24 protein-coding genes are annotated in these 25,450 nt (G+C 72.0%); 13 read left to right on the forward strand and 11 right to left on the reverse strand.

Annotation, left to right across the window (positions count from 1 at the left end):
- Nucleotides 1-305 precede the first annotated feature (305 nt).
- The 4 genes from V6V89_RS16180 to V6V89_RS16195 are packed head-to-tail and all read right to left on the reverse strand — an operon-like array spanning nt 306 to nt 3,746.
- Nucleotides 306-1,505, reverse strand: coding sequence for an ABC transporter permease (locus V6V89_RS16180; RefSeq protein ID WP_334619941.1), 1,200 nt, complete (start codon nt 1,503-1,505; stop codon nt 306-308).
- On the reverse strand, nt 1,502-2,161 hold the full coding sequence (locus V6V89_RS16185; RefSeq protein ID WP_334619942.1) for an ABC transporter ATP-binding protein: 660 nt from the start codon (nt 2,159-2,161) through the stop codon (nt 1,502-1,504). The genes V6V89_RS16180 and V6V89_RS16185 overlap by 4 nt, the downstream gene beginning before the upstream one ends.
- Nucleotides 2,158-3,219 carry an efflux RND transporter periplasmic adaptor subunit gene (locus V6V89_RS16190; RefSeq protein ID WP_334619943.1) on the reverse strand — a complete coding sequence of 354 codons (1,062 nt, stop codon included), beginning with the start codon at nt 3,217-3,219 and terminating at the stop codon, nt 2,158-2,160. The genes V6V89_RS16185 and V6V89_RS16190 overlap by 4 nt, the downstream gene beginning before the upstream one ends.
- Entirely contained in the window at nt 3,216-3,746 is a 531-nt protein-coding gene (locus V6V89_RS16195; protein ID WP_334619944.1) for a hypothetical protein, read from the reverse strand. Before V6V89_RS16195 ends, V6V89_RS16190 begins: the two co-directional genes overlap by 4 nt.
- Before the next feature lie 119 nt (nt 3,747-3,865).
- Between V6V89_RS16195 and V6V89_RS16200 the strand changes: the two genes are divergently transcribed.
- Nucleotides 3,866-4,522, forward strand: coding sequence for a response regulator transcription factor (locus tag V6V89_RS16200; RefSeq protein WP_334619945.1), 657 nt, complete (start codon nt 3,866-3,868; stop codon nt 4,520-4,522).
- Complete coding sequence (locus V6V89_RS16205; RefSeq protein WP_334619946.1) at nt 4,519-5,667, forward strand: sensor histidine kinase; 1,149 nt, start codon at nt 4,519-4,521, stop codon at nt 5,665-5,667. The genes V6V89_RS16200 and V6V89_RS16205 overlap by 4 nt, the downstream gene beginning before the upstream one ends.
- Here V6V89_RS16205 and V6V89_RS16210 read toward each other — a convergent pair.
- Together V6V89_RS16210 and V6V89_RS16215 are read right to left on the reverse strand one after the other, a co-directional pair.
- Complete coding sequence (locus V6V89_RS16210; protein WP_334619947.1) at nt 5,639-6,436, reverse strand: isocitrate lyase/PEP mutase family protein; 798 nt, start codon at nt 6,434-6,436, stop codon at nt 5,639-5,641. The two genes, V6V89_RS16205 and V6V89_RS16210, sit on opposite strands and share 29 nt — an antisense overlap.
- Nucleotides 6,433-6,888 carry a carboxymuconolactone decarboxylase family protein gene (locus V6V89_RS16215; protein WP_334619948.1) on the reverse strand — a complete coding sequence of 152 codons (456 nt, stop codon included), beginning with the start codon at nt 6,886-6,888 and terminating at the stop codon, nt 6,433-6,435. Before V6V89_RS16215 ends, V6V89_RS16210 begins: the two co-directional genes overlap by 4 nt.
- Before the next feature lie 47 nt (nt 6,889-6,935).
- On the opposite strand from V6V89_RS16215, the gene pdxR reads away from it, so the two are divergent.
- The 3 genes from pdxR (at nt 6,936) to V6V89_RS16230 (ending at nt 10,503) form a co-directional block, all read left to right on the forward strand.
- Entirely contained in the window at nt 6,936-8,330 is a 1,395-nt protein-coding gene (pdxR, locus tag V6V89_RS16220; RefSeq protein WP_334619949.1) for a MocR-like pyridoxine biosynthesis transcription factor PdxR, read from the forward strand.
- 108 nt (nt 8,331-8,438) lie between these two features.
- On the forward strand, nt 8,439-9,959 hold the full coding sequence (gene araA / locus V6V89_RS16225; RefSeq protein ID WP_334619950.1) for an L-arabinose isomerase: 1,521 nt from the start codon (nt 8,439-8,441) through the stop codon (nt 9,957-9,959).
- A 94-nt stretch (nt 9,960-10,053) separates the two neighbouring features.
- On the forward strand, nt 10,054-10,503 hold the full coding sequence (locus V6V89_RS16230) for a GNAT family N-acetyltransferase (RefSeq protein WP_334619951.1): 450 nt from the start codon (nt 10,054-10,056) through the stop codon (nt 10,501-10,503).
- Nucleotides 10,504-10,708: 205 nt separating this feature from the next.
- Here V6V89_RS16230 and V6V89_RS16235 read toward each other — a convergent pair whose 3' ends face one another.
- Entirely contained in the window at nt 10,709-11,698 is a 990-nt protein-coding gene (locus V6V89_RS16235; protein ID WP_334619952.1) for a LacI family DNA-binding transcriptional regulator, read from the reverse strand.
- Nucleotides 11,699-11,761: 63 nt separating this feature from the next.
- Between V6V89_RS16235 and V6V89_RS16240 the strand changes: the two genes are divergently transcribed.
- The gene (locus V6V89_RS16240; protein WP_334619953.1) at nt 11,762-12,934 is read left to right on the forward strand and encodes an MFS transporter; all 1,173 of its coding nucleotides are present in this window, start codon (nt 11,762-11,764) and stop codon (nt 12,932-12,934) included.
- On the opposite strand, the gene V6V89_RS16245 is transcribed toward V6V89_RS16240, so the two are convergent.
- The gene (locus V6V89_RS16245; RefSeq protein ID WP_334619954.1) at nt 12,915-13,943 is read right to left on the reverse strand and encodes an ROK family protein; all 1,029 of its coding nucleotides are present in this window, start codon (nt 13,941-13,943) and stop codon (nt 12,915-12,917) included. The genes V6V89_RS16240 and V6V89_RS16245 overlap by 20 nt on opposite strands.
- Nucleotides 13,944-14,069: 126 nt before the next feature.
- Between V6V89_RS16245 and V6V89_RS16250 the strand changes: the two genes are divergently transcribed.
- Complete coding sequence (locus V6V89_RS16250; protein WP_334619955.1) at nt 14,070-15,617, forward strand: MFS transporter; 1,548 nt, start codon at nt 14,070-14,072, stop codon at nt 15,615-15,617.
- 90 nt (nt 15,618-15,707) lie between these two features.
- Here V6V89_RS16250 and V6V89_RS16255 read toward each other — a convergent pair whose 3' ends face one another.
- A complete protein-coding gene (locus V6V89_RS16255; RefSeq protein WP_334619956.1) occupies nt 15,708-16,673 on the reverse strand; it encodes an NAD(P)H-dependent flavin oxidoreductase in 966 nt (321 codons plus the stop codon).
- 126 nt (nt 16,674-16,799) lie between these two features.
- Here V6V89_RS16255 and V6V89_RS16260 point away from each other — a divergent pair, with 126 nt between their 5' ends.
- Nucleotides 16,800-17,504: a hypothetical protein gene (locus V6V89_RS16260; protein ID WP_334619957.1), complete on the forward strand. Its 705-nt coding sequence runs from the start codon at nt 16,800-16,802 to the stop codon at nt 17,502-17,504.
- A 54-nt stretch (nt 17,505-17,558) separates the two neighbouring features.
- Complete coding sequence (locus tag V6V89_RS16265) at nt 17,559-18,803, forward strand: sialidase family protein (RefSeq protein ID WP_334619958.1); 1,245 nt, start codon at nt 17,559-17,561, stop codon at nt 18,801-18,803.
- An 11-nt stretch (nt 18,804-18,814) separates the two neighbouring features.
- Here the strand turns inward: V6V89_RS16265 and V6V89_RS16270 are convergent, their stop codons facing one another.
- Entirely contained in the window at nt 18,815-20,185 is a 1,371-nt protein-coding gene (locus V6V89_RS16270) for an NAD(P)/FAD-dependent oxidoreductase (RefSeq protein ID WP_334619959.1), read from the reverse strand.
- 243 nt (nt 20,186-20,428) lie between these two features.
- On the opposite strand from V6V89_RS16270, the gene V6V89_RS16275 reads away from it, so the two are divergent.
- Genes V6V89_RS16275 through V6V89_RS16285 form a run of 3 tightly spaced genes read left to right on the forward strand, consistent with a single transcriptional unit; the run spans nt 20,429 to nt 22,329 of the window.
- Complete coding sequence (locus tag V6V89_RS16275) at nt 20,429-20,875, forward strand: MarR family winged helix-turn-helix transcriptional regulator (RefSeq protein WP_334620031.1); 447 nt, start codon at nt 20,429-20,431, stop codon at nt 20,873-20,875.
- A 9-nt stretch (nt 20,876-20,884) separates the two neighbouring features.
- Nucleotides 20,885-21,307, forward strand: coding sequence for an organic hydroperoxide resistance protein (locus V6V89_RS16280; RefSeq protein WP_334619960.1), 423 nt, complete (start codon nt 20,885-20,887; stop codon nt 21,305-21,307).
- Nucleotides 21,304-22,329: an NADP-dependent oxidoreductase gene (locus V6V89_RS16285; RefSeq protein ID WP_334619961.1), complete on the forward strand. Its 1,026-nt coding sequence runs from the start codon at nt 21,304-21,306 to the stop codon at nt 22,327-22,329. Before V6V89_RS16280 ends, V6V89_RS16285 begins: the two co-directional genes overlap by 4 nt.
- Nucleotides 22,330-22,608: 279 nt before the next feature.
- On the opposite strand, the gene V6V89_RS16290 is transcribed toward V6V89_RS16285, so the two are convergent.
- A complete protein-coding gene (locus tag V6V89_RS16290; RefSeq protein WP_334619962.1) occupies nt 22,609-24,531 on the reverse strand; it encodes a beta-galactosidase in 1,923 nt (640 codons plus the stop codon).
- A 229-nt stretch (nt 24,532-24,760) separates the two neighbouring features.
- Here V6V89_RS16290 and V6V89_RS16295 point away from each other — a divergent pair, with 229 nt between their 5' ends.
- Entirely contained in the window at nt 24,761-25,435 is a 675-nt protein-coding gene (locus V6V89_RS16295; RefSeq protein WP_334619963.1) for a S1 family peptidase, read from the forward strand.
- Nucleotides 25,436-25,450: the final 15 nt, after the last annotated feature.

A 25,450-nucleotide genomic window follows, 5' to 3' on the forward strand; every position in this document is an offset into this window, starting at 1 on the left:
GCGCCCGCCCGCTGCGCCCGCCCGCTGCGCCCGGCCGCGGCGCCCGGCCGCGGCGCGCCCCGCCCCTGGCCCGCCGATCAAGGGCAACCCCATGGATCAAGGGCAAATGCACGTGGATCGGAGATCCAACCACGTGCATTTGCCCTTGATCGACGGACCCGGAGCGCCCGCGCGCTGGCGCGCGAGGCGCGCCGCCACGCGGCGGCCAGGCGCGCCGTGGACCAAACGCCACGGACCAAGCACCACGGACCAAGCACCACGGACCGGGCGCCGCGTGAGGCGGTGACCGGGTCGGAAGCCCGGGCTCAGGGGGCGGCCAGGGCCTCCGTCGGCGATAGGCGGGCGGCTCGCACAGCCGGGTACAGGCCGGCCACGGCGCCGATGAACAGGGTCGCCGCCAGGCCACCTCCCATGGCCCACACGGGTACCACGGTCGGCCAGCCTTGGGTCGTGGCGTACGCCGCTGTCACGGCTGTGCCCACCGCCACGCCGCCCGCCCCGCCGAGCAGCGACAGCAGCAGGGACTCGGCAAGGAACTGCACCCGCACCTGACCTCGTGTCGCGCCCAGTGAGCGCCGCAAACCGATCTCCGCGCGCCGCTCCAGCACCGAGATGACCATGGTGTTGGCCACCCCGACGCCGCCGACGAGCAGCGCCACCGCGCCCAGGCCCAGCAACAGCCCGGTGAACGCCCGGTCGGCGGCCTGTTTGGCGGCCAGCGCGTCGGACGGGCGGGACACCTTGACCTCGCTGGGCGCCTCGGGGTTGGCGGTCGCTGCCAGCACGTCTCGCACGGCTGGCACCGCCGACTCGCGCGCCCGGGTGTAGATGGTGGTGGGGAGCCCATCGAAGTCTACATAGGACTCCGCAGCCGGCCATCCGATGAGGGCGGCCACATCGAGCTCCGGGGCCAGCGGCACCGGCGCCAGGATGCCCACCACCGTGAACCACTCGTCGCCTACGAGTACCCGCACGTCCTCGCCAGCTGTGCCGATCCCGAGTCGTTGCGCGGCGGCGCTGCCGAGCACCACGGCCGGGTACCGTGAGGTGGCCTCGTTCAGCCACGTGCCGCGGGCCACTGTGGCGCCCACAGTGGACAGCAGGTCGAGGCGGGTCGCAAGCGCCAGCAAGCCGTTCGTCTCCACCTCGGGGATCTGGTCTGAGCGGTACACGCGGGCGTCGGCCACCCGTCCGGTCGCCGAGACGTCGGTGACCGGGCCGATCCGCTCGACCATCGCGACCGATTCGGTGGGCAGCGTCGCGGGCGCGCCGAACAGATCGTTGCCCGGGCCGGCGGTGAGCAGGTTGGTGCCGAGGGCTTCGAGGGTGCGTTCCAGGTCGGCGCGGCTCGACGTGGACACGCCGACCACCGCCACCATCGCCGCGATGCCGATCGCGATTCCCAGCGCGGACAGGAACGCCCGCATAGGCCGGGTCCGCAGCCCGGCGCCACCCACACGCACCAGATCAGCCGCGCCCAGCCGTGCCGGTACCAACGCGTTCACCCGGAGACCTGCCCATCGCGCATTCGCACCTGCCGCGGCAGGGCCGCGGCGATCTCGCGGTCGTGGGTGATGACCACGATCGTGGTACCGGACGCGTGCAGCTCGTGGAGCAGCTCCATCACGGCGGCGCCCGATGCGGTGTCGAGGTTGCCGGTCGGCTCGTCGGCGAGCAGCAGGGCGGGCTCGCCGACCACCGCACGGGCGATCGCCACCCGCTGCCGTTCGCCGCCGGACAACTGGTGCGGCCGGTGGTCGAGCCGGTGCTCCAGCCCGACCCGGGTCAGCGCGGCCGCGGCCCGGCGCCGCCGTTCGCGCTGCCGGATGCCGGAGTAGAGCAGCCCGTCTGCGACGTTGTCGACGGCGGGTACCCCGGATGCCAGGTGGAACTGCTGGAACACGAAACCGATCCGGGACGCCCGCAGCGCCGACAGTTGCCGGTCGGACAGGCGGGACACGTCGTGCCCGTCGACCCGCACCGTGCCCGTGGACGGCCGGTCGAGTGTGCCGATGACGTGCAGCATCGTCGACTTGCCCGACCCGGATGGCCCGACGATCGCGACCATCTCGCCGCGCTCCACCGCCATGGAGACACCGCGCAGCGCGGCAACCCCACCCGGATACGCCTTGGTGACGTCCTCCAGGACCAAGACACTCATCCTGCCACCCCAATGGACGCGCCTTCGACCAGGCCGTCGCCGGTCACCTCGACCCGGCCGCCGGAGAACAGGCCCAGCTCCACCGGGACGATCCGGGTGCCGGTGCCCTCGACGACCTGTACGCCGTAACCGCCCTCGGCCAGCGCGAGCAGCGCCGCCACCGGCACGCTCAAGACGTTTTCCCGCTTCGACGCCACGAACGTGACCTCGACCGTGGCCCGGTCCAGCGTGCCGAGACCCTTCTGGTCGGTGAGCGCGAGCGTCACCTCCAGCCGAGTCTCCGGTTCCTGGTTCTGGCCGCCCGGGTCGATGATGGTGTCCACCGCGGACACCGTGCCCGGCACCGCCTTTCCGTCGGGCAGCTCCACCGAAGCCGCGGCGCCCTTGCCCGCCAGCCGCTGCTGGTCGATGTCGAGCTCCACCGTGACCACCCGGGTCGTGCCGGTGTAGGAGAGCACCTGCCGGCCCGGTCCCGTGGCGTCACCGACCTGCGCCTGGAGGTCGTACACCCGCACGTCTCCGGGCGCGTACACGACCTGCCCGGCCCGCACCCGCCCGGTCTCGGGCAGCCCCAGGTCCTCCTGCCACTGCTCGACGGCCGCGGCGGTCGACGACGTGTACTCGTCGTCCACAGTGAACCCGTCGTAGCCGAGGGCGGCGAGGTTCTCCTCGAAGAGCTTGATGTCGGCGCCTTCGACACCGGTGCGAAGGTCGCGGTACATCGGCAACCGCCCCCGCATCAGCACCACCGGTTCGTTGTCCACTGTGTACAGGCGCTGGCCGCGCTTGACGGTGGCGCCCTCGGTGGGGAGCCACGTGACAGTGCCCGGGAGCTTGCCGCTCACCGCTGTCTCGGTGCCGTACCCGAGCGTGCCGTCCACCGTCTCCGAGTCGGTCAGCGTCGACCGGGTCACCTGCGCCGTAGTGGGCGGGAGGCTACTGGTGCCGGCCGCGCCGCCACTGGTACCGCCGAAGCCGACCGCCGCGGCGGTGCCACCCGCCGCGGCGACTGCGACCCCGGCGGCGACCAGGACCTTGGCGCGTCGCCGCCGGCTCATCCGGCCCCTCCGGCGCGCTGCGGCCGCAGGCTCTCGCAGGTCTTCTGCGCGGCCTGGAAGGTCGCGCTGTTCGGGTCGAGCCCGCTGTCCGGACCACCGCGCAGCATGATGCCGCCGGTCTCCGGGTCGGGGTCGGGGAAGGCCGTCACCCCGTTGTCCCGCATGCACTTCGAGTACTGCCGTGCCTTCTCCATGTCGGCCGCGTTCATCCGGCGCATCTCGCCGCCGTTCGGCAGCAACTGCCGGCATTTGGCCATCGCGGCGTCGGTCTTCGCCGGGTCGCTGCCCTGGATGCGGATGCCGCCGCCCGGCTCGGGGTCGGGCATGTCGACGCCCTCGCCACGCATGCACGCGGTGAACTTGAGCATCTGTTCCTCGCGGTCACCCGATGCCGAGCCCGCCGGCGCGGACGCGCTCGGACTCGCCGCCGAGCCGTTACCCGCCGTCGCGATGCCGCCATCCTCGGTTTCGCCGCCGCACGCGGTCAGCGCGAAAGCGAGCGCCGCGACCGCCAACACCAGTCTCATCAAGAAACTCCTTCAACACAGGGAAACCGACCGAAGGCAGTGAACGCGGGCGGCGGTTACCTAACGGTTTCTTCCGGCGTTAACGCCGGAACAACATCGCGGCCGGTAATCATTGGACGATGCGTGTACTGGTCGTCGAAGACGAGCGACTGCTGGCCGACCTGATCGCGAGGTGGCTGCGGGGCGAGGCACACGCGGTCGACGTCGCGTACGACGGAGACGCCGCCCTGGAACGGCTGGGCGTCAACGACTACGACGTGGTGGTACTGGACCGCGACCTGCCCGTCGTGCACGGCGACGACGTCTGCCGCGCCCTCGTCGACTCGGGAGCCGAGGCCCGGGTACTCATGCTTACCGCCGCCGCCGAGATCGGTGACCGGGTCGCGGGCCTGTCGCTCGGCGCCGACGACTACCTGCCGAAGCCGTTCGCCTTTCCGGAGTTGGGCGCCCGGGTGCTGGCGCTCGGCCGGCGCAGCCGGCCCGCGGCGCCGCCGGTGTTGGACCGCGCGGGCATCAGGCTCGACATGCCGCGCCGCGAGGTGTACCGGAATGGCCGGTACATCGCGCTGTCCCGCAAGGAGTTCGCGATGCTCGCCGAGCTGATGCGCGCCGACGGGGCGGTGGTCAGCGCCGAGCACCTGTTGGAGAAGGTGTGGGACGAGCACGCCGACCCGTTCACCGCCTCGGTGCGGGTCACGGTGCTCAAGCTGCGCCGCAAGCTCGGCGACCCGCCGGTCATCGAGACCGTGCCCGGCGAGGGGTACCAGATCCGATGAGGCGTCTGCCGATCCGCGCCCGCTTGACCGTCCTCTATGGAGCGTTGGTGTTCGCCGCCGGCGTCGTCATACTCGCCCTGACCTACGTCCTGCTGGGCCAACGGCTCGGGGTCAAGGTCCTCGCGACATACAACCGGCCGCCCGGCTCAGAGCTGCCGAACGTGACGTACGGCACCGAGATGTCGGACCAGCTCCGGGATGCCGCGCTTACCAATCTGCTCACCCAGGGCGGCATCGCGCTCGCGGTGGTGACCGCGGTCGCGGTCGCGCTTGGCTGGCTGCTGGCCGACCGGGCGCTGCGACCGTTGCATCGCATCACCGAGACCGCGCACCGGATCGCGGACGCGCCCGTCGCCGACCGGAGCCTGCACGAGCGGATCGCGCTCACCGGCCCGCGCGACGAGATCAAGGTGCTGGCGGACGCGTTCGACACCATGCTGGAACGCCTCGATCGCTCGTTCGACGTGCAGCGCCGCTTCGTCGCGAACGCCTCGCACGAGCTGCGCACGCCGCTCACGCTCAGCCGGGCGGTGCTGGAGTACACCGCGCACCGGGAGGCGGTCACGCCCGAGGTCCGGCAGCTCACCGACCTGCTGCTCGACATCAACGCGCGGCACGAGCGGCTCATCAACGGCCTGCTGCTGCTCGCCCGCTCGGAAAACGAGATGGTCGACCAGACGCTGGTGGACCTCGCCGACGTCGTCGAGCACACGATCGGCCTCCTCGGGCCGGAGGCTGACAAGGACGGCATCACGGTCGGCTGTCCGGACCCCGCCGAGGCGTTCACGCTCGGCGACCCGGTGCTGCTCGAACGCCTCGTGCAGAACCTCGTCGAGAACGGCATCCGGCACAACACCGGAGACGGCGGCTGGGTGCGCGCCGCCTGCCGGACCCTGCCCGAGGGCCAGGTCGAGCTGACCGTCAGCAACTCGGGGCCGGTGGTGCCCCGGTACGAGATCCCGGGACTGTTCGAGCCGTTCCGCCGGTTCGGCAGGGAGCGGACGAGCCACGCCCGTGGCGCGGGCCTCGGCCTGTCGATCGTGCGGTCGGTAGCCCGCGCGCACGGCGGCGACGTCACCGCCGACCCCCGCGAGGGCGGCGGCCTGACCGTCCGCGTCACCCTCCCCGCCGCTCCCCCTCTGTGAGGATCGCCGCCAATAGCGTCGCGGTGTGCGCTGTTGTCGCGCGGTACAAGCCGGCGCCGTGGCTGATGCGGGCCACACCCAGGGCGGCCAGGTCCGCGACGGCCGGCCCGCCGAGGCGGGCCAGGACGTTCACGCGGCCGGCGGTGGCCTCGACCAGTGCGGGGACGTCCGCGTCGCGGGCGGCGATCGGGTACACGCAGTCGGCGCCCGCCGCCAGGTAGCGGCGCGACCGTGCGACCGCCTCGTCGAGCGGGCCGGCCACCCCGGCGATGTACGCGTCGACCCGCGCGTTGACGACAAGGTCGACGCCCGCCTCGACGGCCGCGGCGCGCACGGCCGCGAGGAGGTCGGCCTGCTCGCCGGCGTCCACCAATTCTCCGGTACGGGGATCCGAGTCTTCGAGGTTGCAGCCCACCGCCCCCGTGGCGGCGAGCCGCTCGACCAGTTCGGCTGGGCGCATCCGGTACCCGCGCTCCAGGTCGGCGGTGACCGGTACCTCGACAGCCCGGACCATCCGCGCGACCGCGTCGAGCATCTCCCCCGCCGGGGTGGTCTCGCCGTCGGCGTACCCGAGCACCTCCGCGACCGCGGCGCTGCTGGTCGCGACGGCCGCGAACCCCGCAGCCTGGGTGGCGCGCGCGGACGCCGCGTCCCACGCGTTGGCCAGTATGAGCGGGTCTCCCGGGCGGTGCAGCACGCGCAGCGCCGCCGCGCGGGCGGCGAGCCCCGGCCCCGGATCGCGAGCGAAGGCGCCGACAGCGGACTTCATGACAGCGGCCACGGGTGCGCGACGGCGCCGAGCCGGTTCCAGGCGTTGATGACCGTGATCGTCCAGATCAGCTCGGCTAGCTCCTTCTCGGAGAACTCGGCCGCCGCCCGCCCGTACACCTCGTCGCTGACGGGGCCGTCAGTCAGCCGGGTGGCGGCTTCGGTCAGCTCCAGGGCGGCCCGCTCGCGCGCGGTGAAGAACGGCGTCTCCCGCCACACCGCCAGCGCGTAGATGCGGCGCTCGGGCTCGCCGGCCTCGCGCAGGTCGCGGCTGTGCGTGTCGACGCAGTACGCGCAGCCGTTGAGCTGCGAGGCACGGGCGCGCACGAGGTCGAGCAGGACGGGCTCGAGGTCGGTTTTGCGGGACGCCGCGTCGAGGCTGTTCATGGCGCGGTTGATGTGCGGGGCGAGCGTGTCCACCGCCAGGCGGACGGTGCCGGTCGTCGTTGTCATGCCCATGACGCTACGGAGTAAGTGGCTCCGCGCTAAGGTCCAACATCGTGCCGCAAAATTGGGCCACTTTCGGTGGCGACCTGCATCTTGACCTGGCCGTCGGCGGTGGCAGCCGGCGGGCCGGGCTGGAGCGCGCGCTGCGTGACGCGATCCGGGCCGGACGGCTCACGCCGGGCACCCGGCTCCCCTCCACCCGCGGCCTGGCCACCGAGCTCGGCCTCGCCCGCAACACCGTCAGCGCGGCCTACGACCAGCTCGTCGCCGAGGGCTACCTCGCCGCCCGGCACGGCTCGGGCACGGTGGTCGCGGGGCTGCCGCACCCGCCGCACCCGACCTCGCCTCCGGCGCCGCCGGAGGCGGCAGCGCCGCGCTACGACCTGCGGCCCGGCAGCCCCGACGTGTCGACGTTCCCCACCACGGCGTGGGTCCGGTCGCTGCGGCGCGCGCTCGCCACGGCGCCCGCCAGCCGGTACGACTACGGCGCGCCCGCCGGCACGCGCGAGCTGCGCACGGTTCTTTCCGAGTACCTGGGCCGCGCCCGCGGCGTGCTCGCGAGCCCGGAGCGCATCGTGGTGACGTCCGGGTACGTGCAGGCGCTGGCACTGCTGGCCGGGGTGGTCGAAGGTCAGATCGCCACCGAGGATCCGGGCCTGCCCTTCCATCGGGAGCTGATCCGCCGCCACGGGCGCGGGGTGGCGCCGATTCCCGTGGACCGTCACGGCGTGCGCGCCGATCTGCTGTCCACAAAGGAGCGAGCGGTCCTGGTCACGCCGGCGCACCAGTACCCGACCGGGGCCACCCTGGCACCCGGCCGCCGCAACTCGCTCACCGAGTGGGCCCGCGCCACGGGCGGGTTGATCGTCGAAGACGACTACGACGGCGAGTTCCGGTACGACCGGCAGCCCGTCGGGGCGCTGCAGGGCATGGCGCCCGACCACGTCGTCTACATCGGCACCGCCTCGAAGACCCTCGGCCCGGCGCTGCGGCTGGCCTGGATGGTGCTGCCCGCACACCTCGTCGAACCGGTCACCGACGCCAAACGGTACGCCGACGCCCACACCGAAAGCCTCGGGCAACTCGCTCTTGCCGACCTGATCGCCACACACGGGTACGACCGGCACGTGCGGGCCTGCCGCCTCCGGTACCGTCGGCGCCGTGACCTGCTGGTTGCCCGCCTTGGCCGGCGGCACCCGCTGGGTGGGATCGCAGCTGGTCTCCATGCGATGATCACCCTGCCCGCTGGCGGGCCCACGGAAGGCGAGGTGCTTGCCACCGCCGCCGACCGCGGACTCGCCGTCGGCGAGCTGGGCAGCCACTGGCACACCGTCGGCACCGGGGCCGGCGAGCGCCCGCAGGGCATCATCGTGGGCTACGGCACGCCGCCGGAGCGCGGATACCTCGCGGCGCTCGACACCCTCGCAAGGGTGCTGCGGGGCGTCTAGCGGGCACACCACGACGGCGTGGGCACCATGAAGGCGGCGCGGGCACACCAGGGCGGCGCCGGGGCGGCAGACTTAGGCGGCACGCCCCACCAGGCAGAGGAGCTTTCGTTGAGCACAAGCATCATCCCGGATCTGTCCGGGTACGAGGTCTGGTTCCTGACCGGCAGCCAGGGGCTGTACGGCGAGGAGACCCTGCGTCAGGTGGCCGACCAGTCGCGGGAGATCGCCCGCGTGCTCGGTGAGGCCAGCGACATCCCTGTCACCCTCACGTGGAAGCCGGTCCTCAAGGACACCGCGTCGATCCGGCGGGCCATGCTCGACGCCAACGCCGACGACAAGGTCATCGGCGTTGTGGCCTGGATGCACACCTTCTCGCCGGCCAAGATGTGGATCGCCGGGCTCGACGCCCTCGACAAGCCGCTGCTGCACCTGCACACGCAGGCCAACGTGGCGCTGCCATGGGCAGAGATCGACATGGACTTCATGAACCTCAACCAGGCCGCCCATGGCGACCGGGAGTTCGGATACATCCAGACGCGGCTCGGCGTCGCCCGCAAGACCGTCGTCGGCCACGCCACGGACCCGCGCGTCACCGCCGCGATCGGCACCTGGTCGCGCGCCGCCGCCGGCTGGCGGGCCGCGCACGAGCTGAAGCTGGCCAGATTCGGCGACAACATGCGCTATGTGGCGGTCACCGAGGGCGACAAGACCGAGGCTGAGTTGCGCCTCGGTGTTCAGGTTAACACTTGGGGCGTCAACGACCTGGCCGACGCCGTGCAGGCCGCTTCCGACTCCGACATCGACGCGCTGATCAGCGAATACCTGGACCTGTACGACGTGATGCCCGCCCTGCGGCCCGGCGGCGACCGGCACGAGTCGCTGCGGTACGGCGCCGCCATCGAGGTGGGCCTGCGCAGCTTCCTGACCGGGGGCGACTTCAGCGCGTTCACTACAACGTTCGAAGACCTGGGTGCGCTGCGCCAGCTGCCCGGCCTCGCTGTGCAGCGGCTCATGGCCGACGGATACGGGTTCGGTGCCGAGGGCGACTGGAAGACGGCCGTTCTGGTGCGCATCGCGACCGTCATGGGAGCGGGACTGCCCGGCGGCGCCTCCCTGATGGAGGACTACACCTACCACATGGTGCCCGGCGAGGAGAAAATCCTGGGCGCGCACATGCTGGAGGTCAGCCCCGGCCTGACCACCTCCCGGCCCTCGCTGGAGATCCACCCGCTCGGCATCGGCGGGCGCGAAGACCCGGTGCGTCTGGTCTTCAACGCCGACTCCGGGCCCGCGCTGGTGGTGGCGCTCAGCGACATGCGCGACCGGTTCCGCCTGACCGCGAACGTCGTCGAGGTCATCCAGCCCGACGCGCCGCTGCCGAAGCTGCCGGTGGCCCGCGCGGTGTGGAAGCCCCAGCCCGACTTCCACACGTCGGCGGCGGCGTGGCTGACGGCCGGCGCCGCGCATCACACCGTGATGACCACGGCGGTCGGTATCGAGGCGTTCCAGGACTTCGCCGACATGGCCGGCATCGAACTCCTGACCATCGACGCGGAGACCGACCTGAGGTCCTTCACCCGCGAGATCCGTCTAAACGCGGCGTACTACCGGCTCGCCCAGGGCCTGTAGCGCCCGCTACGCGGGCCGCGTGGCCTTCCATTCCGTCGATCAAGGGCAAACGCACGTGGGTTGATCTTTTTCCGCGTGCGTTTGCCCTTGATCCATGAGATCTTCCTTGATCGACGAGCGAAAGGAGATCACGTTGGTCACCGTCCGAGCCGCCACACAGGCGGACGTCGACGCGGTGCTCGCGTTCTGGCGCGTCGGGGCGGAAGGCACCAGCATCAGCGACGACCCCGACGGCGTCGCCGCGCTGATCGCGCGGGATCCCGAGGCGCTGCTGCTCGCCGAGGCCGGCGGGCAGATCGTGGGTACGGTCATCGCCGGCTGGGACGGCTGGCGCGCACACCTGTACCGGCTCGCCGTGCACCCCCACCACCGTCGCCGTGGCATCGGCACCGCGCTGCTGGAAGCGGCCGAGCGGCGGCTGCTCGCGCTGGGCGCCCGGCGCCTCGACGCGATGGTCCTCGACCGCAACGAACTCGCCCACCACGCGTGGCAGGCAGCCGGATACAGGCGCGACCCCGAATGGACCCGCTGGATCAAGAAGTAGGCGCTACGGCACAGCGTGGCGCGTCGCGCTCCCCGCATGGCGCCCGTGGCGCTCCGCGATCAAGGACATCTGCATGGATCAAGGGCAAACGCACGTCGAAAAGAGATCAAACCACGTGCGTTCGGCCTTGATCGGCGGAAGAGACGGGGCGGCGGAGGGGCGGGGGCGGGAGGGCGGGGGCGGGAGGACGGGGCGGGAGGGCATGTCAGGCGCTCTCCCGCAGGACCAGTTCGGAGGCGTACGCGGTCTGCGGCGGTACCCGCGACTGTGCCAGCAGGGCCGTGACGGCCCCGGCGGCGATCTCTTCGACGGGGTGGGTGGCGGTGGTGAGCGCCGGCGCGCTCAGCGCCGCGAACGGGACGTCGTCGAAGCCCGCGACGGCGATGTCGGACGGCACGTCGATGCCGCGCTCGCGGAGCACGGCGAGGGCGCCCAGCGCCATGGCGTCGCTGCCGGCGAACACCGCGTCGGTGTCGGGCCAGCGGTGCAGCACCTCGGCCATGCCGGCCCGCCCGCTCGCGGCGGTGAAGTCGCCGGGCACCGACCGCACGGGCAGGCCGGCGGCGTGCATCGCGGCGACGTACGCCTCGACGGGCCGATGCGTGCAGGGCATCCACTGTGGACCGGTCACCATCGCGATCCGGCGCCGGCCGGAGGCGTACAGGTGGGCGAGGGTGGCCGCGGCGGCGCCGCCGTTGTCGACGTCGAAACCGGGCACCTGCGGCGAGCCGATGCCGATCGACACCACCCGCCCGAGCAGGCGCGTGGGGACGGCGTCGATGATCGACTGGGTGGTGTTGACGAGCAGCACGCTGTGCACGCTGGGGTCGTCGGCCATCTTGTCCAGGTCGCCGGGCGCGTGCAGTGACAGCCAGCGCAGCGACACGCCGACGTCGTGCGGGGCGCACAGGGTGGCGGCGGCGCTGACCACCCGGTCGACGTACGGGTCGTGCAGCACGTCCGGGGTCGCGCCGATCACCGCCACGACGAGCCGGAAGCCGGCGCCGGTCACCAGCGCGCGGGCGGCGGGGTTCGGCGCGTACCCGAGCCGGCCGGCTGCCTCGACGACCCGGTCGCGCGTCGCGGCCGAGGCCGGCCCGTAGCCGGCGATCACGCGGGAGGCGGTCGAGCGCGACACGCCAGCCGCGCGGGCCACGTCGTCCAGCGTGGCGCGGTGTACCACCGGTCTACTCATGTGAGCAATCATGCACCACCAGCCGCTTGTTCTGAGAGCGCTTTCAGGGGTGGTATCGACGACATGGTCACGACCACCACCCCGCCACGGTACTTACTAACCGCCCGCAACGGCGTGGCGGTGGTCTTCGGGCTCAACGGGCTCGGCGTCGCCTCGTGGTTCGCCCGCGTGCCGGCCGCGCGCGACGCTCTCGACCTGTCCGCGGGGCGACTGGGCATGCTGCTGCTCGCGATGTCGGCGGGCGCGATCCTGGCCATGCCGACGTCCGGCGTGGTCACCCACCGGCTCGGCACGCGCCGCACGGTCGCGGTCGCGGCGACCATCGCGGCCGGCGGCCTCGCGCTCGCCGGCCTCGGCGGCGCCATGGCGTCGATCCTCGTGGTCGGCATGGGGATCTTCGCGCTCGGGTACGGCTCGGGCACGTGCGATGTCGCCATGAACGTCGAGGGCGCGGCCGTGGAGCGCCGGCTCGACCGCACGATCATGCCGCGCTTCCACGCGGCGTGGAGCCTCGGCACGGTCGCGGGCGCGGGCATCGGCGCCGGCGGGGCGCGCCTCGGGCTTCCCCTCGCCGCGCACCTCATCCTCGCGGCGGGCATCATGCTCGCCGGTACCCTCGTCGCCGTCCGCTCCTTCCTGGCGGTCGACCCGGACACCCCGCGCGAGAAGTCGGGCGGCGTCCTCGCCGCTTGGCGCGAGCCGCGCACGCTGTTGATCGGCCTTCTGGTACTGATCATGGCGTTCACCGAGGGCACGGCGAACGACTGGCTGGCGGTGGCGTTCGTCGACGGTCACGACGTCACCGAGGCGGCGGGCGCGGCGACGTTCGGCGTGTTCGTGGCCGCGATGACGGCCGGGCGCACCGCCGGCACGGTCGCCATCGACCGCTGGGGCCGGGTCCGCACGCTGGCCGTCACGATCCTCGTCGCGGGCGCCGGCGCGCTGATCGCGATACTCGCCAGCTCGTGGGCGGTCGCGCTCGTGGGCGTCGCGCTGTGGGGCGTGGGAGCGTCGCTCGGCTTCCCCGTGGGCATGAGCGCGGCGGCCGACGAGGAACACCGCGCGCCCGCGCGGGTCAGCGTGGTCGCGGTGATCGGGTACACGGCGTTCCTGGCCGGCCCGCCCTTGGTGGGCCTGCTCGGCGACCGCGTGGGCACCCTGAAGGCGCTCTTGATCGTCCCCTTGATCCTGCTGCCCGCGCTCGCGCTCGTGCCCGCTACACGCCGCCGGCAGTGAGGGCCTGCGCGGCCAGGGCGGCGCCGCGCGCGCCGGCCATGTCCAGGTCGGGTACCAATGAGAAGGTCACGGTCTCGGACTGTTCCCGCCGCAGGACGGTGTGCTCGCGGACCTTGCCGAGGAACCAGTCGCGGAACTCCGGCACCGTCTCGACGACCCCGCCGCCGACGAAGAACGCGTGCGGGTCGGTGAAGTTGGCCGCGATCGTGAAGAGCCGCCCCAGCGCCATCGCCTGCTGCTCGAAGATCGCCCGCGCGAGGGGGTCGCCCCGCTCGCCGTACGAGCGGACCAGGCGGGCCGCCTTGTCGATCGGTACGGCCGCCAGCTCGTGCCCGTCGAAGCGGGTCAGCCAGTACGGCAGCAGGTTCTTCACGATGCCGGTCAGCGAGGCGACGCTCTCGACGTCACCGCTGAACCCGCAGTTGCACCTCGGGACGGGCTGTCCCTCGGCGAGCAGCCCGTCGAGCGGGATGTGCACGTGGCCCAGCTCGCCGGCCGTGCCGGTGGCGCCCTTGACCACCTGCCCGGACTCGATGACACCGCCGCCCAGCCCGGTGCCCACGATCGCCGAGATCGACGAGCGCTGGAAGGCGTCGGCGCCGAAGTGCACGACGTGTGCGTACAGGGCCGCCGCGTTGCCGTCGTTGTTGTAGACCACGGGCCAGCCCAGCCGCGCTTCGAGGGCGCCCCGGATGTCGAACCCGTACCAGGCGGGAAGCGAGAAGTTCGTGGCGCCGCGCGAGGAGATCACCCCGTCGGCGCTGGCCGGGCCGGGCGTGTCGAGCCCCACCGCGCGTACCGCCGCCGTGTCCGTCCCGGTTAGGCGGAGGACCTGCTCGACCGAGCCGGCGAGTGCGTCGAGGGCCGCGTCAGGCCCCTGCAGCACGCAGCTCGGCGTCTCGATCATGCGGTCGACGAGGAACTGGCCAGACGAGTCGAGGAGGGTGGCATTGGTACTGGTCCCACCCACGTCGAGACCTACGACCACGGGACCGGCTGATGCGTGCACGCCTTGATCGTACGATCTGGCCGGCGCAGGTCCCTAGATGACGATTGATATTGATACAGTGATACGAACGGTGATGGGTCGGCCACACACGGTACTAAATCTCTGCGGTGCGGGGAGGGACCGGCCATGGTAGTGCCATTCCCCCGGCGCGCCATCGTCAGGCGCCGGCGCGCATTCGCGTTGCTTGGCACCGTGCAGGCGACGCTCATCTTCACGATCACCGTGGTCTCCGTCCCGCTACCGGCCATCGGCACGCTCTGGGGCCTCACCCGGTCCGAACTCATCCTGGTCAGCGCGGCGTACGCGCTCTCCTTCAGCGGGCTGCTCCTATTTGGCGGCCGGCTCGCCGACCGGTACGGCGGCCGCCGCCTGCTGCTCTGGGGCCTGGCGTTCTTCGCCGCCGCCTCGACCGCGGCGGCGCTCTCGAATGGTTTTGAAATGCTGGTGGCTGCCCGCTTCGGGCAGGGGGTGGGCGCGGCGCTCGCGGCACCCGCGGCCGTGGCGGTCCTGCACCGCCTGTACGCCGACCCGGCCAGCCACCGCCGCGCGATGGCCCGATGGGGCGGCCTGTCCGTACTCGGCGCCACCGCCGGCATCCTGACCGCGGGTGTATGCACGTGGGTGTCGTGGCGATACATGTTCGCGCCCGGGATCGTCGTGGCGACCCTCGGGCTGCTGCTCGCCCCCCGGCTCGTGCCGCGCAGCGCACCGGTCGAGCGGCCGCGGCTCGACCTGTTCGCCGCGGTTCTCGCCACCGCCGGCGTCACCCTCGTCAGCTACGGCCTCGTCGTCACCGACCAGTACCCGTGGAGCGACCCCATGGTCGCGGGGCCGCTCGGCGGTGGTGTGCTGTTGCTGGCGCTGTTCGTGGCGGTGGAGGCACGCGGGCGGTCCCCGTTGCTGCCGCTGTCCTTCCTCGACGACACCAGCCGCATCGTCGGCCTGCTCACCATCGCCTTCGCGGCGGCCGGCGCTTCGCTGATCACCCTGCTGCTCGGCCTGTACCTCCAGCAGATCCGCGACTGGACGCCCCTGCGCACCTCGGCCGCCTTCCTCCCGTACGGGATCGCGCTGCTGCTCGCGGGGCGGCTGTGCCGGCGCAGGCTGGAGCGGCGCGGCCCGTACGGCGTCATCTCGTTCGGCCTGACCTCGGCCGCCGCCGGGCTGCTCCTGCTCGCGGCGCTCGACCCGCGCACCCCGTACGTCACCGGCATCCTGCCCAGCCTCCTGCTCGTCGCCACCGGGCTGGCGCTGGCGTTCGCGGGCGCGACCGTCCTGTCGCTGGCCGGCGTGCAGGCGCGCCAGGCCGGGCTGGCCGGTGGCGTCATGAACACCGCCATGGAGGTGGGCCCGACCGTCGGGCTGACCATGCTGATGGCGGTGGCGGCGGCGCGGAGCGCGCGGCTGTCCGACGCCGGCGACGTCGTGGCGACCACTGGCGGATACGCGTGGGCGTTCGGGGCGGCGGGGGTGGCGTTCGCGCTGCTGGCCATGCTGGTGACGATCACCGACCGCCCGCGCCGCCGGCCCGACGCCGTTCCTGTGGCGGCCCTGCCCGCGAGCAACCGGCTCGCATTGCCGGCGGCCCCGCGCCGCTTCACGCCCGCCTTGGACACCAAACCCTCAACACGCCCCCCGATACCGGCGGCGACGGGCCGCTCCCCCTGGTTCTGACCCCACGCACGCCCGCAGCTCCCATCCCCACCCGGCGCCCACTCACACGGCCCGCACCCGCGCGCGCCCGGGAGCCGGAGGGCAGGGAGGCTATGGGAGGAGGGCAGTGGTTTCGGAGGCCAGGGTTGCCATCAGGTCTGCGGCGGGGAGGGCGCGGGACAGGCCGCCGGCCTGGCCTGCCAGCATCGGGGGGTCGGGGCTCAGGTAGCGGGGCAGCGGGTAGTCGGGGGGCTCCACTGTGGACGCCTCTAGGCGATCGACGAGCGGGGTGCGCACCGCGCGGGCGTGGCGGCCGGTCAGGACCCGGGTGACGGTGGTCTCCTCACCCACCGCTCGCCGGTGCGCCTCGCTCGTGCCGGCCTCGGGGCAGCGCAGGAACGCGGTGCCGAGCTGCACGCCCTGAGCGCCGAGCATGAGGGCCGCAGCGATCCCGCGACCGTCCATGATGCCGCCGGACGCGACGACCGGCACCGACACCGCGTCGACGACCTGCGGCACGAGCGCCAGGGTGCCGATCAGCGACCGGTCGACGGGGCGGTCGAACGTGCCCCGGTGCCCGCCGGCCTCGAAGCCCTGGGCGACCACCGCGGTGACGCCGGCCTTTTCGAGTGCGACGGCCTCGGCGACGGTGGTGGCGGTGCCGAGGATGACCGCGTCGACGCCGGCGAGCGGCGGTATCCCGAACGTGAAGCTGAAAACCGGTACCCGCTCGGAGACTACGACGTCGAGCTGGTCGTCGAAGCTGGGCGGCGGCGGCCGCTCCGCCAGCGGTACACCGGTCAAGATGGACCACTCCGCGACGCGGTCGGTGCGCGGCGGCGGCTGCGGTGCGAAAAGGTTGACCGCGAAGGGCGCGCCGGTCAGCGACCGCAGCTCCGCGATGGCCGCGCGGAGCTGGTCGGGCGCGAGCATCGCGCCTGCGATGGAGCCGAGGCCGCCGGCGGCCGAGACGGCGGCCGCGAGGCGCGGCGTCGAGGGGCCGCCGGCCATGGGCGCCTGGATGACGGGCAGCCGGACGCCCAGCTCGCGCGCCAATGGCGTATCGCTCCAGGCCACGCCGTACCCTATCGCGGCTCGGCGCGGTGGTCCGCACACATTGACGACTGCCGTTACACCTCCTAAACTCGCCGGTAACTTACCGATCGGTAGCGACTTCTTTGCCACACTCCCGGAGGTGGAGACGTGTCGCTCAACCCTGCTCGCCGTCGCTGGCGGCTGGTCACCCTCGCCCTGTTCGCCCTTCTCGCCACGCTGTTCGTAGCGCAGCGGCCCGCCGCCGCGGCCGCCGCCTGCCCGACGGACGGCATCCCGTTCACCAGCACGCTCAGCAACGGTGTCGTGCAGATCGGACAGTTGGATCCGGCAACCGGCGCCTCGGCCACCGCCTGCGGCGTCGTGCGCTGGACACCTGAGCTGACGCTCGAAGGCACCATTCCCAAGGAAAACCTGGCGTTCGAGCCGCTCTCGGTGCCGATCGGCCTGCTGTCGGTCGAGGTCGAGATCGTGCCGGTGACCGACTTCAGCGGGCCGGTCACGTTCGGCGCCGACGGCATCCACATCGCACTGAGCGGCCAAGTGGTCGCGAACGCCGACGTGTTGCTGAGCACCTGCTCGATCGGACCGTTCCGCTCGGCGCTCACCACGGACCGCAGCGGCGCCCTGACCGGCGCGCCGTTCACCGGTACCGACACCACGAACCTCAACGGCAAGCTGGTCGGCAACGAGGACCCGGTGCCCGCGGCGCAGCACAACTGGAAGTGCCCGTTGCTGGTGGCCGCGCTCTTCAACGCCATCACGGGTCTCCCGTCACCCGCGGGCGAGTCGTCGCTCACGTTCGACGCGAACCTGAGCCTCACGCCAGCGGCGGCGGCCGCGCTGAAGGCATGAAATTCACCTACCGTCTACTTACGAACACCGAAGGATATTTGCAATCATGCCTACGTGGCTGACATTCGTAGGACGTCCTTCCTCGTAGCCGGTTGCCTGCTCGCCGGCCTGGCGGTGACATCGGTGTCCCGCCCGGCCGGCGCCGCGGCGCCGGCACACAGTGAGCGGCTGCTCTTCGACGGCGGCGGCAGCGAGTCGCTCAACGGCATCACGTACCACTCGTTCCGCATCCCGTCGCTGGTCCGCACCCGGTCGAACACGCTGCTCGCCTTCGTCGAGGGACGAGCGGCGGCCAACAGCGACCACGGAAACATCAACCTGCTCTACAAGCGCTCCACCGACAACGGCGCCACCTGGTCGGGGCTGCGTGAAGTGGTCGGCGCCGGGCAGGGCACGTGGGGCAACCCCACCGCCGTGGTCGACCAGAGCAACAACAAGGTGTGGCTGTTCATGTCGTGGAACCCGGCCGGATACAGCATCAACGGCGTCGACGGCACGACGAAGATCACCGCGTGGGAACACCGCAAGGTGTACGTCTCCAGCAGCACCGACGACGGGCTGTCCTTCAGCGACCCGGTGGACATGACGGCGACCCTCAAGCCGCGCACGATGGCCGACGGCGACCCGTGGGCGTGGGACGCCATCGGGCCGGGCGTCGGCATCCAGACCTCCACCGGGCGTCTGGTCATTCCGGCGCAGCACCGCAACATCTACAGCGACGACCACGGCGTCACGTGGAAGGTGCAGCGCATCACGACCAGCGGCGGCGCGTACCAGGAAGGCACCAGCGAAGGCACGGTGCTGGAACTGACTGACGGCCGGCTCATGCGCAACGACCGCGCCACCTCAACGGTCTGGAACACCGGCAAGCGCCGGTGGGTTTCGCGCGGCACGATCGGCGGCAGCTTCAGCACCTTCGCGCCACACGACACGCTGCTGGACCCGGCGATGCAGGGTTCGGTGCTGCGGTACAACCTGGACTCGCCGACCCGGATCGTCTTTCTCAACTCGGCCAGCACAGTGACCCGGACCAAGATGAACCTGCGGATCAGCTACGACGAGGGCCGGACCTGGCCGGTACACCGCTTCCTCAGCGACGCCCCGCTACCCGACTGGGCGGCACTGGGCTCCGGGGCGTGGGCCGAGGGCGGGTACTCCAGCATGGCCAAGACGGCGGACTACTACGTGGGCGCGCTCGTCGAGGTCAATGAAAACACCGGAAACAGCGGTACCTCGCACCGGTCCATCGTGTTCCGCAAGGTGAACCTGCCCTGGATCCTCAACGGGACCACCGAGTAGAGACGCGAGGCTCAGGCCCCTTCCTCCCTTACGGTCATGGGCGGCTCGGTCAGCGTCGGGCCGGGTCGCCCCCGGAGTACGCGCCACGCGACGCCCGGCCGCATCAGCGCCGCCGGCGGCGAGACGAGGTGCAGCACGTCGGTGAGCACTTCGGACACTCGCGCGTCGCGGTTGGCCACATCGGACGTACGGTCGAGGTACCAGTGCGAGAGCCGGCTTAGCCGCCCCGGCCGTGGACCGGCCGTGGTCGGGTACCGCAAATCGGCGCCCGTGGCGATGAGCCAGGCGGCGGCGCTGCACTCGGCGACGGCGACCTGCATCTGACGCCCGAAGACGCCGGGCTGGAGCCGCAGGTGCTCGTCGAGACGCACGGCGGCCATCGCCGCGACCGCCATTCCCTGGCCATACACGGGGTTGAACGCGCACGCCGCGTCACCCACGACCAGAAACCCGTCCGGCCAGCGGGGCATCGACTCGTAGTGTCGTCGGTGGTTGGACGTCTGGCGGAAGCCGTGGATCGGCGAGTCGGGCTCGGCGTCCCGGATCGCGTCGTACAGCAGAGTGCTGCGCAGGCTGCGCGTGAACTCCAGGAAGCCCGCCTCGTCGGTCGGCGGGCAGTCGTTGCCCAATCCGCCGACCGTCACCATCCAGCGGTCGTTTTCGATCGGGTACAGCACGCCGCCCCGGGACGAGTCCGGCGGCTTGGGCATGAGCAGGATGTTCTTGCATCCGTCGATCGCGCCGGGGCGCAACCGGTAGCGCCGGCTGGCGTACCCGAGCCCGGCGTCGATGCGGCTCTCCTGCGGCCGCCCGTACCCGAGCTGCGCCAGCCAGTCAGGACTGCGCGAGCTCCGGCCGCTGGCGTCGACCACCAGGTCGGCGGCGATCCGCTCGACGGCGCCACTGTCCCGGTCGCGGACCTCGACGCCGGCGACGCCATCGCCGGCGGCGCTCGGCAGCAGCCCGACGACCGCCTGCGCGGTGCGGAACCCCACCCGGGCGTCCTCCACGAGCCGCCGCCGGGCGGTCCAGTCGATGAGTTCCCGGCTGGCACCGACCAGGCCGTGCGTGGGCGGAAACCGCTCCCGCCAGCCGGTGGTGCTCAGGTACAGGATGTCGGTGGGCGCGGCGACCGGCACCGCGCCCAGGGCGTGCAGCTCGGCCATCATGCCGGGGAAGAGCCGCTCCAGGGCGCGCTGGCCGGCGGTGACTAGCACGTGCAGGTGATGGGCCTGGGGTACGCCTTTGCGCACCTGGGGTTCGTCCGGGAAGCGGTCACGCTCGATGACGGTGACCTGCTCGACGTGGTGCGAGAGGGCGCGGGCCGCGCAGAGACCGGCGAGGCTGCCGCCGACGACGATGGCGTGACGGGGCTTCGGCATGTCTCCATAGTGGCCGATTCCCTCGTGCGGTGTCTCTCCCGTCAAGCGGGGAGGATGCGCGGCCGTCCCGCCTCGACGGCGAACGACACCGCCGTCCGCACGGGCGCCTCGGGTACGTCGATGGTGTCGACCACCCGAATCGCTGTGGAGTCCATCGGGTCACTATGGCGGCGCGGCGCAGATCACATCAAACTTCGGTTGTGCACAACTTAATTGCACGTTACCGTTCAGTACGTGGATGAGATGGCCCTCCGGCGCCAGGTGTGTTTCGCGCTATATGCGGCATCCCGGGCGACGACCGCGCTCTACCGGCCGCTGCTCGACGAGCTCGGCCTGACGTATCCGCAGTACCTGGTGCTGCTGGTGCTCTGGGAGCGCGATGGGCGCACCGTCAAGGAGCTCGGCGAAGAGCTGCGGCTGGATTCCGGCACGCTCTCGCCGCTGCTCAAGCGCATGGAGGCCGCCGGCCTGGTGGAGCGCCACCGGACGGCTGGCGACGAGCGCGTGGTCGAGGTACGCCTGACCGACGCGGGCACCGAGCTTCAGGCCCGCGCGCGCAGCGTGCCCGCGACGCTCGTCGCCGCCACCGGCCTCGACCGGAAGACGCTCGTGGAGTTGCGCGACACGCTCACCACTTTCGCATCCACCATGGACACCGCCGCCCAAGAGCTGGCGACCAAGAAGAAGTAGGAGCACACGATGCAGGTGCTGTACACCGCGGAAGCCCTGGCCAGTGGCGACGGGCGCGAGGGACACGTCCGTAGCTTCGACGGTCTCCTCGAGGCCGATCTGGCCGTCCCGAAGGAGCTGGGTGGCGCCGGCGGCGCGACCAATCCTGAGCAGCTCTTCGCGGCCGGATACGCGGCATGTTTCCACTCCGCGCTGCGGCGCGTCGCGCGCCAGGCGCGCGCCGACGTGAGCGGGTCGACCGTCATCGGCCGGGTCAGCATCGGACCGAACAGCGCCGGCGGGTTCGGTCTCGCCGTCGAGCTGGAAATCGCCATGCCGTCCGTCGAGCGCGTGGCCGCGCGACAGCTCGTCGACCGCGCACACCAGGTTTGCCCGTACTCGAACGCGGTGCGCGGCAACGTCGACGTGGCGCTGACGGTGGTGGACGAATGAGCGCGGGTGGGGCCGCCGGCCGCCTCGTCGGGCGTGAGGTGCGGCTCGCCTCGCGGCCGTCGGGCTGGCCCGTGGCAGAAAACTTCCAACTTGTCGAGGCGCCGGTGCCGGCACCCGGTCCCGGCCACGTCATCGTGCGCAACGTCGTCATGTCGGTCGACCCGTACATGCGCGGCCGGATGAACGACGTGAAGTCCTACGTCCCGCCATTCGCGCTGGACGCGGCGCTCGAAGGGGGCGCGGTCGGCGAGGTCATCGTCTCCGAGTCGCCCGACCGCAAGGTGGGTGACCTGGTGGTGCACGGGCTCGGGTGGCGCGACTACGCGGTCCTCGACGCGGCCCGCACCAGGGTGATCGACCCCGGGCTCGCGTCGCCGTCGGCGTACCTGGGCGCGCTCGGCATGACCGGGCTCACCGCGTACGCGGGGCTGGTCGAGGTGGCCTCGATGCGCCCCGGCGACACCGTCTTCGTCTCCAGCGCCGCGGGCGCGGTGGGCAGTCTCGCCGGCCAGATCGCCAAGCTGCGCGGCGCCGCGCGCGTCGTCGGCAGCGCGGGCAGCGCCGCCAAGGTGGCGTACGCGCGCGAGCTGGGCTTCGACGCGGCGTTCGACTACCACGACGGCCCGGTCCGCGATTCGCTGCGGGAGGCCGCACCCGACGGGATCGACGTGTACTTCGACAACGTCGGCGGCGACCACCTGGAGGCCGCGATCGCCGCGCTCCGTCCACATGGGCGGGTCGCGATGTGCGGAGCCGTCGCTCAGTACAACGACACCACGCCACCCGCCGCGCCGCGAAACCTCGCGCTGGCGATCGGCAAGCAGCTGACGCTCAAGGGGTTCCTGGTGAACTCGTACAGCCACCTGGCGGGCGAGTTCGCCGCGCAGATGGCGGACTGGCTGCGCGACGGCAAGGTGCGCTTCGACGAGACGACCGTCGACGGGTTGGAGAACGCCGTGTACGCGTTCCTCGGCATGCTGCGCGGCGACAACGTCGGCAAGATGGTCGTACGCCTGCGGTAGCGCAGCGACGCCCTGTACGCCGAGCCGTTCCGGTCCGCGACGTTCGCGGCCGCGCGAGTGCCCTGATCACCCCCGGCCTGCTCAGGCGCACCGATCAATTGACCAGAGTCGAAACAACAACGTCATAGGCGTGTCACCACCCGAAACCTGGACGGGCCTACTCTTTTGGTGTGGGCGCGGGGATGCCGGAATCGTGGGGCCGGCGATCGCGTACACGGTGCACGCCGCACCGCTGGTGCCGGTGGGGATAGGTGCCCATCCCCACCGGCACACGCACGTCTACGCTCGCTCCGCGCGGCGCTCGGCCAGGTCAGGGGTGGGACGGAGGACGGCGTAGGCGCCGGCTGGCAGGGTCAGGACGCCGGTCACGGCGACGCCGGTAAGGACGTCGACGCCCTCGGCCGGTATCTCGTGAGCCTGGTCGGTGTGGTTCAGCGCGAACACCCACCCACCGCCCCGGCGCACCACCTCCACACCGGGTACGCCGCCAGCGGCGACCCCGGCGCCGCGCGCCGCCTCCGTCAACACGTCCTGGTATGCGCCGTCGTCGAGCCGCGCCGAGATGTACCACGCGACACCCGCGCCGTACCCGTGCCGCGTCACCCCCGGCCGCACCTGCGACGCGCCCGCCAGTCGCACCAGCTCCGCCCACCCGTCCGGCGATGGCTGAAACTCCTCCACCCGTACGCCCAGCACGTCGCGCAGCGCGCCCGGATATCCGCCCAGCCGGATCCGGCCGTGTTCGTCGGCGACTCCGGACAGATACGTCGCCACGAGGTGGCCGCCACCGGCCACATAGGCCCGGATCGCCGCCGCCGCGTCGTCGGAGAGAAGGTAGTGCGCGGGGAGCACCAGCAACCGGTGCGGCAGCGGGTCGGTGAGGGCCACGAGGTCGGTGGTGACACCGGCCCTCCACAGCGCGCGGTGGGCCGCTTGGACCTCGGCCGCGTAGTCGACCTCCATCGGCATTCCAGGCGCCTGCAACGCCCACCACGACGCGGCGTCCCACGCGATGGCCACCGACGCCTCGATCGGAGCACCGTCCACCTCGGTCAATCGCGAGAGGCAATCCCCTAGCCGCACCGCTTCGCGGTACACGCGGCTGTCGGGTCCGGCGTGGGGCACGAGCGCCGAATGGTACCGCTCGGCCCCGCCACGCGGCGCCCGCCATTGGAAGAACATCGCGCCGCGCGAGCCTCGCGCCACGTGCGACAGGCTGTGGCGGATCATCCGCCCGGGTTCCTTGGCGTGCATGCGCTCGGGCGTGTAGACGAGGTTCGGCGCGGTCTCCATGAGCAGCCACGGTTTGCCGCCGGCCCACGACCGCGCCAGGTCGGCGCCGAAGGCTGTCTGCTCCTCCGCGCCCAGCCCGGCGTCGGTCGGGTAGTGGTCGATCGCGACCAGGTCGACCTCGCGCGCCCAGCGGGCGTGGTCGACTGGCACCCAGCCGCCGATGACGTAGTTGGTCGTGATGGGCACGTCGGGAGTGGCCTCGCGGAGCAGGTCGCGCTGCTCGACGTACGCGGACAACAACTCGTCGGACCAGAACCGGCGGAAGTCCAGTAGCTGCCCCGGATTCGGCAGGTACTGCGTCGCGCGCGGCGGGAAGATCTGCTCCCACGCCGAGTAGTGCTGGCTCCAGAACGCGCTCACCCACGCGTCGTTGAGCGCGTCCAGGCCGCCGTACTCCTTGCGCAGCCAGCCACGGAAGGCGGCCGCCGCGTGATCGCAGTGGCACACCGTCCCGTACTCGTTGTGCACGTGCCAGAGCGCGAGCGCGGGATGCCCGGCGTACCGCTCGGCGAGCGCTCCCGCGATCCTCCGGCAGGCGGCCCGGTACGCGGGCGCGCTCGCGCAGTACGTGTCGCGGCTGCCGTGCAGCAGCCGCGTGCCGTCGCCGCGCACCGGCAGCGCGTCGGGATAGGCGAGCGAGAACCACGGCGGCGGCGACGCGGTCGGCGTGGCGAGCGCCACTTTGACGCCGCCGTCCGCCAGCAGATCGAGTACCCGGTCCAGCCAGCCGAACGTGTAATGGCCCTCTTCCGGCTCCAGTCGCGACCAGGCGAACACTCCGACGTTCACGAGGTTGACGCCGGCGCGGCGCATCAGCTCGACGTCCTCGCGCCACACGTCTTCGAACCACTGCTCCGGGTTGTAGTCACCGCCGTAGCAGAGCCCGCTCACACCCTTCGGCCAGCGCACGCCCGCCCCCTTGCCTTTTGTTTGGAGTCCAGCCGAAGTATGGTATCTGTCACGACGTGGCGCCATGGTGGGGGCGCCCGGCCGGAGGCACCGCGTCCCAAGAGGGCGTGGTGCCTCCGCGCCACGACCGAACACGCTATTACTGAAGCGGTATCGATCCACCCTTGTAGATGCACTGCGACCGCCCTAGCGTGATGCGTCAAACGGCCCCTCCCATAAGGAGCTCACCGTGCGCATCCGTCTGGTCCTCGCCACCCTCGCCACCACCGCACTCACCGGCGTGCTGCTCGCGCCGACCGCGGCCAGCGCCGCTCCGCAACCGATCATCGGCGGCGGTACCGTCTCGTCCGCGCCGTGGGCGGCGGCGGTCTTCAGCGGCGGCTCGTTCACCTGCTCCGGATCGATCGTCGCGCCCCGCTGGGTGCTGACCGCCCGTCACTGCGTCGGCGGCAGCATGTCGGTGCGGGTCGGCAGCGTGTACTACGCCTCCGGCGGCGTGACCCGGACCGTCACCTCGACGTCCACCCGTTTCGACCTCGCCCTGCTGTTCCTCAACAGCGCGGTCAGCACCACGTACGTGACGCTCGCCAACAGCAATCCGCCGGTGGGCTCCACCAACCAGATCTACGGCTGGGGCCGCACCTGCACGAACTGCGGCGCCTCCGCACAGTTGAAGACCGCGAACGTGCGGGTGACGAGCAACAGCGCGACGGACGCGTACGGCGGCCAGGCGATCCGGAGCACCGGCGTCAACGGCGTGGCCTGGCGCGGTGACTCGGGCGGCCCGCAGTTCTACAACGGCCAGCAGGTCGGCGTCTGCTCGACGGGCAACGGCTCGACATACCAGAACTACGGCAGCGTGGCCAACAGCCGCAGCTGGATCACGTCGGTCGCGGGCGTCTGACGCTCCTGCGCCCCG

Origin of the sequence: Micromonospora sp. CPCC 206061 (assembly GCF_036906915.1) — a bacterium.
In the GTDB taxonomy this organism is placed as follows: Bacteria; Actinomycetota; Actinomycetes; order Mycobacteriales; family Micromonosporaceae; genus Phytohabitans.

Coding starts and splice junctions, on each gene's coding strand:
- V6V89_RS16235 (WP_334619952.1), bottom strand. CDS start 11,698: ATGAGTAGACCGGTGGTACACCGCGCCACGCTGGACGACGTGGCCCGC.
- V6V89_RS16215 (WP_334619948.1), bottom strand. CDS start 6,888: ATGACAACGACGACCGGCACCGTCCGCCTGGCGGTGGACACGCTCGCC.
- V6V89_RS16275 (WP_334620031.1), top strand. CDS start 20,429: ATGGCCCTCCGGCGCCAGGTGTGTTTCGCGCTATATGCGGCATCCCGG.
- V6V89_RS16210 (WP_334619947.1), bottom strand. CDS start 6,436: ATGAAGTCCGCTGTCGGCGCCTTCGCTCGCGATCCGGGGCCGGGGCTC.
- V6V89_RS16200 (WP_334619945.1), top strand. CDS start 3,866: ATGCGTGTACTGGTCGTCGAAGACGAGCGACTGCTGGCCGACCTGATC.
- V6V89_RS16250 (WP_334619955.1), top strand. CDS start 14,070: ATGGTAGTGCCATTCCCCCGGCGCGCCATCGTCAGGCGCCGGCGCGCA.
- V6V89_RS16185 (WP_334619942.1), bottom strand. CDS start 2,161: ATGAGTGTCTTGGTCCTGGAGGACGTCACCAAGGCGTATCCGGGTGGG.
- V6V89_RS16280 (WP_334619960.1), top strand. CDS start 20,885: ATGCAGGTGCTGTACACCGCGGAAGCCCTGGCCAGTGGCGACGGGCGC.
- V6V89_RS16205 (WP_334619946.1), top strand. CDS start 4,519: ATGAGGCGTCTGCCGATCCGCGCCCGCTTGACCGTCCTCTATGGAGCG.
- V6V89_RS16195 (WP_334619944.1), bottom strand. CDS start 3,746: ATGAGACTGGTGTTGGCGGTCGCGGCGCTCGCTTTCGCGCTGACCGCG.
- V6V89_RS16240 (WP_334619953.1), top strand. CDS start 11,762: ATGGTCACGACCACCACCCCGCCACGGTACTTACTAACCGCCCGCAAC.
- V6V89_RS16230 (WP_334619951.1), top strand. CDS start 10,054: ATGAGATCTTCCTTGATCGACGAGCGAAAGGAGATCACGTTGGTCACC.
- V6V89_RS16190 (WP_334619943.1), bottom strand. CDS start 3,219: ATGAGCCGGCGGCGACGCGCCAAGGTCCTGGTCGCCGCCGGGGTCGCA.
- V6V89_RS16285 (WP_334619961.1), top strand. CDS start 21,304: ATGAGCGCGGGTGGGGCCGCCGGCCGCCTCGTCGGGCGTGAGGTGCGG.
- V6V89_RS16270 (WP_334619959.1), bottom strand. CDS start 20,185: ATGCCGAAGCCCCGTCACGCCATCGTCGTCGGCGGCAGCCTCGCCGGT.